Source organism: Sphingobium sp. TA15, from assembly GCF_037101235.1.
Classification (GTDB): domain Bacteria; phylum Pseudomonadota; class Alphaproteobacteria; order Sphingomonadales; family Sphingomonadaceae; genus Sphingobium; species Sphingobium indicum.
In genome coordinates, this window is the sequence record NZ_AP025355.1 from 3338279 (window position 1) to 3350656 (window position 12378).

8 protein-coding genes are annotated in these 12378 nt (G+C 54.1%); 6 read left to right on the forward strand and 2 right to left on the reverse strand.

Annotated elements, in window-relative coordinates:
• The first annotated feature begins 363 nt into the window (after positions 1–363).
• The 4 genes from Sj15T_RS16335 to Sj15T_RS16350 all read left to right on the forward strand — a co-directional run bounded on the left by Sj15T_RS16335 (position 364) and on the right by Sj15T_RS16350 (position 6975).
• On the forward strand, positions 364–1047 hold the full coding sequence (locus Sj15T_RS16335) for a hypothetical protein (RefSeq protein ID WP_148225527.1): 684 nt from the start codon (positions 364–366) through the stop codon (positions 1045–1047).
• Positions 1040–3781 carry an RTX toxin gene (locus tag Sj15T_RS16340; RefSeq protein WP_013039159.1) on the forward strand — a complete coding sequence of 914 codons (2742 nt, stop codon included), beginning with the start codon at positions 1040–1042 and terminating at the stop codon, positions 3779–3781. Before Sj15T_RS16335 ends, Sj15T_RS16340 begins: the two co-directional genes overlap by 8 nt.
• A gap of 69 nt (positions 3782–3850) precedes the next feature.
• The gene (locus Sj15T_RS16345; RefSeq protein ID WP_013039160.1) at positions 3851–5620 is read left to right on the forward strand and encodes a type I secretion system permease/ATPase; all 1770 of its coding nucleotides are present in this window, start codon (positions 3851–3853) and stop codon (positions 5618–5620) included.
• Positions 5617–6975, forward strand: a complete 1359-nt coding sequence (locus Sj15T_RS16350) for an HlyD family type I secretion periplasmic adaptor subunit (protein ID WP_013039161.1) — start codon at positions 5617–5619, stop codon at positions 6973–6975. Before Sj15T_RS16345 ends, Sj15T_RS16350 begins: the two co-directional genes overlap by 4 nt.
• A gap of 412 nt (positions 6976–7387) precedes the next feature.
• Here Sj15T_RS16350 and Sj15T_RS16355 read toward each other — a convergent pair whose 3' ends face one another.
• Positions 7388–7930: a recombinase family protein gene (locus tag Sj15T_RS16355; protein ID WP_013039162.1), complete on the reverse strand. Its 543-nt coding sequence runs from the start codon at positions 7928–7930 to the stop codon at positions 7388–7390.
• A 279-nt stretch (positions 7931–8209) separates the two neighbouring features.
• Here Sj15T_RS16355 and Sj15T_RS16360 point away from each other — a divergent pair, with 279 nt between their 5' ends.
• Both Sj15T_RS16360 and Sj15T_RS16365 read left to right on the forward strand, forming a co-directional pair.
• Positions 8210–9550 (forward strand): hypothetical protein, encoded by a 1341-nt coding sequence (locus tag Sj15T_RS16360; protein WP_197532071.1) that lies wholly within the window; start codon positions 8210–8212, stop codon positions 9548–9550.
• Positions 9547–10722: a hypothetical protein gene (locus tag Sj15T_RS16365; protein WP_013039164.1), complete on the forward strand. Its 1176-nt coding sequence runs from the start codon at positions 9547–9549 to the stop codon at positions 10720–10722. The genes Sj15T_RS16360 and Sj15T_RS16365 overlap by 4 nt, the downstream gene beginning before the upstream one ends.
• On the opposite strand, the gene Sj15T_RS16370 is transcribed toward Sj15T_RS16365, so the two are convergent.
• Complete coding sequence (locus Sj15T_RS16370; protein ID WP_148225528.1) at positions 10689–12251, reverse strand: DEAD/DEAH box helicase family protein; 1563 nt, start codon at positions 12249–12251, stop codon at positions 10689–10691. The two genes, Sj15T_RS16365 and Sj15T_RS16370, sit on opposite strands and share 34 nt — an antisense overlap.
• Positions 12252–12378: the final 127 nt, after the last annotated feature.

Genomic DNA, 12378 nt, shown 5'->3' on the forward strand with positions numbered 1-12378 from the left:
ACGGTCGATCAAAATGTGAAGCAGGCGTAAACCGCAAGTAATTAGCTAGAAAATAAGCTCAATTTCGACGATTCTTAGCTGGAGGCGATTGTGCAAATCGCGATAATATGCGAGGCACGGGTCTGCGCTAGAGGCTAAACGGGGGTGGCTATGGTGCTTCGGGCGTTGAAGCTGGTTCCGATGGTGTACCAATTTTCGCATTCCTTAGGCGTATGGCAAGGGGTGGTGGTTTCGATGTGTCCCCACGCGCCGACCTCCCACAAAAGTTCATTTTGCAAGCGGCTGATCGCGACGCTAGAAAATCGCAAGGGGACAAGCGCAAGAGTGACGCGCTTAGGCAATTATCTTTGTTCCAGGAAATGGATGAGCGCTGCGTCCCTGCTTCTTCTAACGGGCCTTGCTACATCTGCCTGCTCCTATGTGCCGCAGAAGTATCACTATGAATTGATAGTAAAGGTGATGAGAGACGGAAAATCTTACGTTGGATCAAGCGTAAGAGAAGTCATCGTTTCAAGACAAGGAGGGGCTCTATTTTCCTTTATGGCGTCTAAACCTTATCGAGCTAGATTAATTGGAGAGGCGGTTGTAGTTGATTTGGGTGAGCTCGGTCATGTGTTCACTCTGCTTAGGCGGGCAGAGCCCGGCGAAGGCTTGGTGTATGATCAAGGTTGCACTGGGGATGCGGTTACAAATTACATAATGAATTATCATAAAAAAGCCGACTGCTCTCAAAGCCCAATGGAATCTGCGGACTTCGTAAAGAATATCGGCAGGCCTATATTATTCTCAGGACCCACAACGCCGACATCGATTATTCTCCAAAACTCGGATAATCCGTATTCGTTGAAATACCTTGATAATACATTTGAAGTTGAGATGTATATATCTGTCACGGACAAGCCATATAAACATAAAATAAGTATGTTATTCCCTTGGATTAAAAATTTCATGGGAAGGCGGTTCACCTATAATCCAGCAACCGGAAATGATTATCTTTTAGCCACGATTGGTGGATCTGAGTTTATTTCAGGAGGAACTGGTGAATAACAATCTTTTCTTATCGATCCTCGCAATGGACGCGTACAATCGCGGGCCGGGAGGGCACAGGATCGCACTCAATACCGTCAATGGTATAACTCAAATTGGAGACGCCGTAATTCTTGGTACATCCGACCCGAACGATGAGGTCAGTACTGGATTCTCGGCGGTATCTTATTCGTATAACGGCGATATTATAATTAGTTATCGTGGCACTGACGATACTAATATTTTTGATCCTTCGTCAGATATCTGGAATGGATGGTCAATAGGCGCGGGATTTATTGGCAATCAAGCGGAGCAAGCGCTCGATTATTACACAGAGGTTACTGGCCTATCTTCAACAGCCACTGCCAGCAATGTTGTCCTCACTGGCCAGTCTTTAGGAGGTGGGTTGGCCGGGTTTGTGAGCGCGGTATCCGGCTCCAACGCCGTTCTCTTCGATCATATGCCGTTCTTAGACGCCGCCGCGACCAAGGTGAGTAACCTTGGGACTACCGGGTACACCGATAGGCAATTTGCGTATAACGTCGATGGTGAGGCGCTATCGGCATTACGCCTCTTCGGAAGTACGCCAAGTGTAGAGATATCCATGGGGTCTGGCTTTATGGTTGCAGGGAGTGAACTGACCTCTAGTTCTTTTCCCGGTAGCTGGTACTTACATCAGCCAGAATTGATGGTCATCGCAATGTTTGGCCACACCGAAATACAAGATACTGACTGGCAAGAAGCGTTTTATTATATCACTCCAACACTTTTCGACCATGAAGTCATGGACACGATGTCCGGACTCGATCCAGATGCGAATGACGCGATCTACTATCCCTATCATAATCAGCAAATGTTGGGCGCCATCGCATATTCTTCGCTCGACAGTGGCGCTCTGATATTCGGGAATACTGGCATTCGGGCATTATATAATGATGCATCTGAATTCGGTCGAGCAATAGAGGCTGAGAATCAATCGCAGATCGATTCGTTTGGCGAGAAAATGGCGCTTTCATCGATGATAGTTCAATTTTCTGGCGAAGTTTCTATGAATAAAATCGTCGACAATAATTACATAAAAGAGGGAATACTGACCGTCAGGAATGACGGTCTTGGTATAGTTACTAGCGACAAATTGTGGTTTTCTTATGGATCTCTTACACCTACAACGGGAGTCCGCTTGGGATTTGATGTTATATTAGGATCAAGCCTTCAAGAAATTGGTATGTCGCGTGATGGGAATGCCAGCATTGACGACGTGAGTGCTTGGAATGCCATTTCGGGTCCTCTTGTAGATACAGGAATGGCTAATGCCACGGCCTTCGGCGCATATCTGTTTATGTCGGACAATGCATCGGCCTTTCACGTAGGTGAGGGCTGGGCCGGGCGCCTCAATGATTACGACGCGATTATGACGATCGGCAACTCGAGTGCCAACACGATATGGGGATCGTCTCGAGATGAGGTAATATTTGGGAATGATGGGGACGACGTAATTCACGGTGACGAAGGTAACAATTATTTACATGGCGGTGCGGGGCTGGACAGCGCTGAATACGATGCAGAAGAAGAGCATGTCGCCTTTTCGATGTTGGGAGTTGAAGTATTTTCTCAGGAACACTCAGACCGCCTAACTTCGATCGAGGCCATAAACGTACATTCTGACTTTTTTAGTTTGGATGTATATGATGACATTGCCGCCGACACAGACGTTTCTGTGAATGTAGCCCAGACCTCACACGCAGTCATAAACGTGAGCCAGGCGTATTCTGGCATGGCCCTTACTCTCTCATCAGGCGTCGGTACGTTGGATGACCTGTCCACCGAAGGCTCAATTGCGCTTAACGGTTTTGTGAATTTAGCCACTGTTCATGGAAGCGGATCTGATGATCAATTAAGCGTTAGCGGTAGCGATAATTCCGAGGTCTTTGGGGGCGACGGTCACGACGTTATCACAGGTGGGCTGGGCGTTCAAAACCTGTATGGTGATGCAGGCGACGACATCATTTTTGGCGGTGGGGGCAATGACTATCTTGATGGCGGCTTAGGTAATGACAACCTAAGTGGCGGGGATGGTGCAGACGTCATATGGGGAGGCCCGGAGTACGATGGGTACTACGATATCGACCATCTCTATGGCGGCAGTGGGGATGATATCATGCACGCCGGTGAAGCCCAGTCCTGGGTTTATGGAGAGGAAGGCGATGATCAACTGTACAGCGGATCATCTGATGCGGGATTTTATCTGAGCGGGGGGCAAGGTAACGATCAGTTTTTCGTTAACGCAACTGACACTGAAATTGTCGGCGGCGAAGGTAATGATGCATACAACTTTTACGGCTTCTTTCAGCCAGAAGATGGGGTCATTGTTAATCTCTCCGGCTCCTTTGGACACGACGTGGTTGAGAGTGGATCGGCTGTCTTCGATCTTGCAGGATATGATCGGTCGGATTTGAAATATATTTGGGATGCTGAAGTAGTCAGTTTTGACGGCGAGCAATACCAAATGGCCGGTGACTTGGCGTTGGTGGTGAAAAGTACAGGTGATTCAATTTTGTTTAGAGATGTGACTGGATGGCGCCAAGGAGCAACTTCTGGCGTGGTGAGAGAAACGTGGATGGCTGAAGGATACATTGATCTTGATTATCATGCATTTTTTGAGCAAGGGAATTATGACGGGCAGTTAACGGTAGACGGCATTTCCCTTATCGATTTCTACTTTGGCAGCACTGCCTCTTATGACGTTTTAGCTTGAACTAATCGATGAGTGATTTTGGAGGGTTGGCGCCGCAAGTTATCCTAGCGCGCCGATTTCGGGACGAGTATGTTCCAATTAATCCCGCAGTTGCGAGCTAAATCCATGGTTGCTACTAACAGCGATATGCTTCGCCACGCCGTTCAGAAGGCAAGGCGGCACTTTGGTGCAGTCGCGACTTTCAGTGCCCTGCTAAATGCTCTCTACATCACACCAACCTTATACATGTTGCAGGTCTATGATCGGGTAGTACCTACCCAAGGTTTGCAAACGCTTCTGTACCTGACATTGGTACTCATATTCGCGCTGATAACGCTCAGCCTGCTTGATCGCCTTCGCCTTCGATTGCTGATCCGTGCGGGAGTGAAGCTAGATATGATTGTTGCGCCAGCTTTGCTGGATGCGACCTTAGGCCGACCGGATCTACCTTCTGCGCGTCAAGGTCTGCGCGATTTCGACACATTGCGCAGTACATTGAGCGGTCCTGCAATTCTGGGACTGTTCGACGCCCCTTGGGTGCCCGTTTATCTGCTGGTATGCTTCCTAGTCCATCCTTGGATTGGTGTTTTAGCTGTGGTGGGATGCCTTCTCCTGCCCCTCGTCGCTTTTACCACATGGCGAGCAACCCGCCATAAACTGGCGCAGGCGCAACTACTGGCCAGCGTTTCCTATGCAAGCCAGGACGAGTTGCTGGCAGCGGCGGATGGCATAAGAGCATTGGGTATGCGGCGCGCGTTGGTCACGCGCCAGTTGCGCCAACGTGAAGCGATGATAGCGACGCAAACGCAGGCCAGCCTCGCCGCTGGCAGCTTTCTCACACTTGGCAAATTCATCAGGCTAGCGCTGCAATCCCTAGCTTTGGGCTTGGGGGCGTTGCTGGCCGTCGATAATCTTATATCAACAGGTGCGATTTTTGCGTCCTCCTTTCTCATCGCGCGCGCGCTTCAGCCGATTGAGCAACTGATTGCGACATGGAAGTCGCTAATTCAGGCACGCCAGCAATATACTGATATCCGGACACTGCTGGCGACCGCTCCGGCCGCAAGGATCAAGACTACGCTCCCTCCTCCAAAGGGGAAAATCAGTGTCGAAAACCTCACCGTTATGAACGAGGCCCGTGATGGCGCGGTTCTCCAAAACATCTCCCTCGCTATTCCAGCAGGTGAGGTCGTTGCCGTTGTTGGTCCCAGCGGCGCTGGCAAATCGACACTGATCCGCGCCATTGCCGGTGCGCTCCTGCCCGATCGAGGAAAGATACGGCTCGATGATGCCGATGCTCAGGATTGGGACCCGGAGATTCTCGCACGTCACATCGGCTACCTACCTCAAGATTCTACACTGCTGGCAGGTTCTATTGCCGATAATATCGCGCGCTTCTCTACCGAGTGGGGAGAGGACAGAACTTGCCTTGACACAGACGTTGTGGCCGCGGCGTCAAAGGTCGGAGCCGACGCTCTGATCCGCCGTTTTCCCAATGGCTATGACCATCAGCTCAAATCCGGCGGCAAGGGCATTTCCGCTGGCCAAGCCCAGCGCATAGCATTAGCACGCGCGGTCTTTGGTGATCCTGCTATTCTCCTTCTAGATGAACCCAATGCCCATCTGGATACCGAAGGAGACGCAGCGCTGATCGCAGCGTTGGGTGCATTGAAGGCAGAGCGCAAAACCGTTCTTGTCGTCTCGCATAAACTCGGCATCCTGCCGGTAGTGGACAGGATATTGGTGATGAGAGATGGACACATGGAAATGTTCGGTCCGCGCGACGAGGTGCTCGCCAAGATAACGCCGCCCAATATGCGCCGCGTCCCTGCCCCCTCAGTCGCGAAGGCCGCCTCATGAGCCAACAGATTGTCTTGCCCGCACTGCGCCCAGAGGTAGATCTGGCCGTCATCGCCGATCCCAAACGGGATATCCGGCAAGGCCTTATTATCGCCATCCTCTTCTTTGCGGGTTTTCTGGGTTGGACCGCGTTCAGCCGGCTAGATGCGGCGGCCTATGCCACAGGCCGCCTTATCGTCGCGGGCCAGCGCCAGTCCGTTCAGCATCGGGATGGCGGGGTGGTCGGCAGCATCCATGTCAGGGAAGGGCAGCGGGTGGAGCGGGGTCGCCTGCTCATGACACTGGCGGCGGCCGAGGTCCAAGCACAGGAACGGGCGCTGGCTTCCCAGGCCATTCGGCTTCTGGCGCAACGTGCCCGATTGGAAGCCGAGCAAATGGGCCTTTCCCAAATTAACGAACCGCAAGAATTTTTGTCGCTACAGCCTAGGGATAGAGCCGATGCGGCTCTGGCCATGAAACTGCAAAGGGCCGAGTTGCAAGCCCGCGTAGCGGTTCTGGCGGCGCAACGCGATGCGCTGCAACAGCAGGTCGTGCAATCCGGGGAGCAAGGCCGGGGATATAACGAACAAGCTGTTTCAACCCGTGAGCAACTTCGCCTGATCGACGAACAGATAGCTGCGCTCAGACCAGTCGCTGAAAAAGGTTTTGTCTCCAAGACACGCATGCGAGAACTGGAGCGGATGCGGGCATCCCTCGAAGGACAGCGCGGCCAATATAACGCCAGCGTCGCTCAGACACGCGGCGCGGTGCGGGAGAATGAAATACAGGTTCTGGAAGCCGAACGCAGCTTCCGTGAACGCACCGCGTCGGAATTGCGTGACGTCGAACTGCGGCTGGGCGATGTCCTTCCCAAGTGGCGCGCCGCGCGCGACCAACTCGCGCGCACGGAGATCCGTGCCCCTGCTACCGGAGCTATTGTGGGACTGACTGTTTTTACTCCCGGCGGCGTCATATCGCCGGGGCAAAAGCTCATGGATATTATACCGGAACGACAGCCACTCCGCATTCAGATGCAGATTTCACCGGATGACGCTGACGATCTGCAGATGGGGCAAAAGCTGCTGGTCAAATTTTCCGGATTGCATGAGCGGACCTTACCCAATCTGGAAGGCGAGCTGACACGTTTGTCGGCCGACAGCTTTATCGATGAGCGCAGCGGCCAAAGCTATTTCACAGGGGAGGCAGCGGTGCCGTTAAGCCAGTTGCAGCTCATCCGGAAAGTGCGCGGAGAGGATTTCGCCCTGCGGGCTGGGATGCCGGTTCAGGTGCTCATTCCTCTCCGCAAGCGCAGCGCCCTAGATTACGCGCTTGAACCGCTGATTGGCAGTTTCTGGTCTTCGTTCAGGGAACATTGATCGCTCTCTGCATTGTAGCTTCTACCCGACAGAGTGTCAGGAAAGTTTAGCGATTTCACGTCTGCTTGTTCTCGTGCTTTGCTCGGATGGCATTTGATGAAATGAGGTGGAAAAAGACGCCCACCCACCAAGCTTCCATCATGAGGCTGCTTTCTTCGCCGTGGCCTTGAAGTTGGCGCGGCGGGCATCGCGGGCAACATTAAGCTGGGGTCCAACTCGCCCGCGTATATCGCCTCGATGAAGATGAAGTCCGGTTCGACGAAATCCAGACCTCCTGAGTCAATGTCGCACCGTTTGGGAAACGAAGGATGGCGATGCCACTTTACTAGCTCGTATTCGTCGCGCGGCCGCTCGACTGGACGAATTGGAATACGGCGCCCTAGTTCCGAACGAATGAGAGGGTAACTTCCTATTAGGACGCGGTACGCAAGAGCCGATAAGCGGATTGCCTGTGGCACCCAAGTTCGCTGGCGATCGTGCTAGCTGTAAAGCCTTGAGCGGCCATTTCCCTGACCCGCTCGGCGTTAATCTTAGCCCTGCGCCCTTTATAGACGCCATTGGCCTTAGCCTTTGCGATGCCAGCCCGCTGCCGTTCCCTACGGATATCGTTCTCGAATTCCGCCACTGCGCCCAAGATCGCGAGTGTCAGCTTGCCCGTGCTGCTACTGGTGTCGATGGACTGATGGACGCATTGGAAGGCAACGCCCTTGCGGCTGAGTTCGTCTAATAGCTGAAACAGGTCAGTCAGCGAGCGAGCGAAGCGGTCAAGCCTGCTGACCACGATGGTGTCGCCCTCGCGGACAAACTGCATCATTTCCACCAGCCCTGCGCGTGCCCTGCTGGTGCCGCTGGCCTGATCCTGAAAGATGCGGTCACAGCCGTGGGCAGCAAGTTCATCCATCTGGACAGCAAGGCATTGGTCCGTGGTGCTGACACGCGCATAGCCGACGATCATGTTTGCTCCTGTCACTTTTGGGTCTGGAGCCTGACCATCTGATGTCATTTTTGGCGGAAATCGACCTGAATGTGACAGCCACCGCGCGGAATGCGACTGTCACGACAGGGACTACCTGAATGCGGCACTCACTAGTAGTGGCCCGACTCCACGGCCATGAACCTGACTCTTCACGGCCGATTGCGGCAAAAGCTGCGCTGTTGCCCCGATGGGGGGGGCATTGGCCGCAAGCGTCGGCCTTCGCGTAAGGCTGGAAGAACGAGGCAGAGCGGCGCATCTGTGCTGAATTTTCAAAATCTTGCTGGCTGCGTATTTCTTTTCCTCGTTCCAGTCCTATGTTCTCTTCATTGCTCGCAGGGGGATGGTGTGGAGAAGCAAACTATCGGCGCTTGGGTCGTTCACCACGGCCGCAAGGTTGCGGCTGATATGCGCGGGGCCGCTGAATTTAGCGCGATCGATCTGGCAGCGAAGTCCGCTGGGCTCTTGGCTCGCTTGGGGGAGAGCGATGAAGCCACCTTAACTTCGGACCAGGTCATCGCGGCTGCAAAGGTTGGAAACCTCAATCCGAAAACTGAGCTCACAGCTTGCTTAGATCACTTGCAGAAGCGTAAACTTATCGACCGTTCGGCTTCTGGCGATGTGTCCGTGTTGGGCGTGAGCGGATCCTCGGCGCTAACCCACGCTGCGGATCTTTTTGAAGACAACGACCCCCATCCCACCGAACGCGCTGCCATTACTTTAGCCGAACTGGCCTCGCAGGCCCCAGTCACGGCGAATGGTGCAATTGAATTTCTCGGTGATACCCACAAGCTCGCCAAAGCGGACGCTACCGATTTTGTTCTGCAGGCTTCCCAGATCGGCTTTGTCGATGCGGAAGGGGAAGGGGCAGACAAACTCTTGTTCAATGGCAACCTCTTTCGTCGGGACACCGCTAGCAAAGCCAAAAAGGTTATCGATTCGCTCAGTTCCGCCGAACAGGCAAAGATTGTCGAATTCGATGCAAAATTAAAATTGCGCGGAGCCGTAACAGCCGCAACTGCGATAAAAATTCTTGGCGAGCCCTTGTTTGCCAAAGTACGGGCAGCAGCCCTGTACGACATGAACATAGTTTCCAATGAAGCCGGTGATCATGTTTTCATAACTTCGCCGGGATCATTCCATAAATTCAGCAATCCCCTGACGGAAGATGCTTTTGATCACGCAAAAGCGCTGGTGGCAGCCCTGACATATGGAATGACTCACAGCCCATCAGCACGCGGACAGATATGGGGGATCGATCTTCTGCTCGGAAAGCTGATACGAGGCGGTTCCGTGGGACCAGCCACGGCCATTGGCAATGACTACAGAGCACTTGAACTCGAGCGCGTAGTGCAAACCGAACGCTCCGGTTACGGGTTCAAAATGCGCCTGTTGAAACGCGAAGTCGGGGTAATTGCTTTGGAAGTGCTAAAAGGCAGAAATGCCGCCGCCGCCGCTCTGGAAACCTTACCCAGCGCCGGAATGCGAAGCTATACCCCACCAGAGGCCGCGCGCGTTGGCCTGCGAAAGGGCCAGTCTGCTGCGAGCCGAGCGCAGACCCGTTCGCTGTTGAGCGCAGTTCGTGGCGGAGGCTCGCTGTGAACGCCAAGCCAACCAGTGCTCCCAAAAAGACCGGGAAAAAGGGCTTCGAGACGGAGGAGATTGTACGGTCTTACTTCCTGGGGGCAGGATTTTTCGTAGTTCGTGGTGTGAAGCTACGACATGGCGGCGATGAACTGACTGACATTGACCTCTGGCTCTACGAACGATCGGCGACACTCGCACGTCGCCGGATTATCATAGACATCAAGGATAATGCGCAGCCTAAGGCGGCCGAGCGTCTCTTTTTTGTGAAGGGTCTGGCTGAGTTAATCCAAGTCGAAGCGACCGGGATTGCAACCAGCGACTCGCGTCGTTCTCTGCGGGAGCTCGCCCGGAAGCACAATGTTCTGTGGATCGACAACGCCGATCTGCAAAGATTGAAATCGAGCCAGCGTCTTACGGCTTCCTCGCGCCTCTCTGACGAAGATTTGGGTGAACTTATTGCCAAGGTTGATGCATCGCGCTCTTCGAAGGATGTCCGCGACACCTTCGCCTCGGTAAAATCTTCAGTGGCCGATCGGTTCGGACCATCTTGCGCAAACACCGCAGCGGATGGCGCGCAATATTTTGCGCGAATGTGTGTCGAAGCACATCCCAACTCACTTCCCGCGCAGGTTTTTACTCGCCTAACGTATTTTTGCGCGGGTATCGCTGCCGCCGCGTTTGACTTTGCCTCAGGGGAATCCGCGCTGCGTCCTCAGCAGGAGCGACTGGCTAGCTTGACCGACGCTATCCGCTTTGGTGACGATCCAAAAGGGACGGCAGAAAAGCTTCGTTGGGCACAAGCCGCCATAAGGGATTACGCCCCTAATGGCGCTGGCCTTGCCGACATAATTCACAATCGGTTCCATCAAGCACTTCAGTCAGTTCCGGCTGAGAGCCTCGCTGAAATCGTAGTAAAAATGGCGAACTCTGATCGCCTCTTCAATGCCGCGAAAGATTTAGAACAGGCTGCATTTTTGATCGATTGTCCAGAATTTGATGAACTGCCTATCGATGCCAGGGCCTTTTTGGGAGCAATGCTGGACTTTATCACAATTGATCGGATTACTTTTTCTCAGGGTTGGACCCCACCTAAGCCTGTTATAAGCGCTCCCGCTGCCACTGAAGATGCAAATCCAACGACTTCCGAGGCAACTCACCCGCCGACTGAGGACGGCAAATTGTTATGAGGATAACAGGCAGGCCATCCCGCCTCCCCGTTTAGTCTGCCTGAAAGCCTCCCTACCCGGCGCTCACTAGTAGTGAGTCCGCCGCCGCCTTTTTTGGCCGCGCGATGCTTCCTGACCCGTTCCGCGTTGGTCATTGCACGCACGGCCTTGGGGCGGCCAACTTTGCCCACTTCCCAATCCAGTCCCGTGCTGAGTTTGCTGACTGCCGCCCCAGCGAATTTGCCCGCAATCCATTCCGCGCTGGCCCTGCTGGGCACGATGATGATCACGGGCGCGATGGCGTCGGGATCGCGCAATGAACAGCGCATGATGGCCTGATATTCCGACTGATAGCAGATCACCGTGCGGATTTGGCTGTCGGTCAGCCCCAACATAGCCAGAAACTTCGCGCTGGCATGGTTATGGACGAGTGCGATGGTGCTGGCGACGGCATGGCAGGCGATGAAATGCGGTTCGTTGAGGCCGTGGCTGACGGCGGGCAGGCGATCATTGCGGTCGAACATCATCATGTCGGCGGATTTGTTCGCCACCCAGAGGAAGCGCTGCCCTGCGAAGAAGCGTTGGATGTAGTCGCCCACCTCTTCCAGCAGTGTCATGCCCGTATCGTCGTTCTCGGTCTGGGACCGCGAAATCGACCATTCCCGCTCGAACAGATAATGGACGGTCAGGCGGTCGCCGTTCTGGTGTTCATGGTAGCGCAGCCCTTTGGTCAGCAGCGGATGCGGCACAAAGTCGATGTCGCGGCGAATGCCCCACAGCGCGAACAATTCGGTTTCCCGCGCATTGGCGCCCATCAGCGTGACGGAATTGAAATCCTGAACAAACTCAGGGCCGAGGATCGAGAAAAAATTGATTTCGCCTTCGCGCTTGGTCCCGTCCAGCAAGGCTTGATAGCAGGCCGTCTCCACCATGACGGTGCGGCTGTCGTCCAGCAGATGGTTGGAGATCGGGCCAAAGCGTTCCAGCAGCTCGTCCTTGCTCTCGTTGCGGAGCAGGATTTCCACCGCACCGCGATGCCCCGGTGAGATTTTCACCGCGCTGATGCCACGGCCAAGGTCTTCCAGTTCGATATGATCGGTCAGATGCGCGTGGGTCTTGACGATCTTGAGCGCGAGACATTCGAACACGGACGGGATTTCGTCGACGAACAAATCCCAATGCGCGCGGTGCGCTGGCGGCAGACGTTTCAGGGCTTCGTGGCTGATGAGCAGCACCTGGCCCTTGCCCTTGCCAGCATTGGCCATGTGGGCTTCGATCCGTGGGGTCACGGCATCGCCATTGCTGCTGGAAAGGATGGATTTGACCGCCAAGGCTGGATTGGCACGGCGCAGGTTCGCGGCAGTCTGACGGATAAGGTGTCTAGTTGGCTGCGCGATCAGGATTTTGTGGTTTTCGCTGGTCGCCAATTTGGCCGCAAGCTGTTCGAGCTGGTAGGTCTTGCCCGATCCAGCGGGCGCAGAAACGTAGTGAATTCGTGTTTGCATTCGATAATGTTCTCCTTTTCCCAAATTGCAGATGCCTTTGTCCAAGCATATTTCCCGCCATTCGTCCATTTTCTTTGTCATAATGAGCGGCGGCGAGAACACGATCTGGACAAATGCGGGATGCCGCCGCTCATATCTATTTATCTATTTGCGGTCGGAATTGACCTGACCT

Coding starts and splice junctions, on each gene's coding strand:
- Sj15T_RS16350 (WP_013039161.1), top strand. CDS start 5,617: ATGAGCCAACAGATTGTCTTGCCCGCACTGCGCCCAGAGGTAGATCTG.
- Sj15T_RS16345 (WP_013039160.1), top strand. CDS start 3,851: ATGTTCCAATTAATCCCGCAGTTGCGAGCTAAATCCATGGTTGCTACT.
- Sj15T_RS16335 (WP_148225527.1), top strand. CDS start 364: ATGAGCGCTGCGTCCCTGCTTCTTCTAACGGGCCTTGCTACATCTGCC.
- Sj15T_RS16355 (WP_013039162.1), bottom strand. CDS start 7,930: ATGATCGTCGGCTATGCGCGTGTCAGCACCACGGACCAATGCCTTGCT.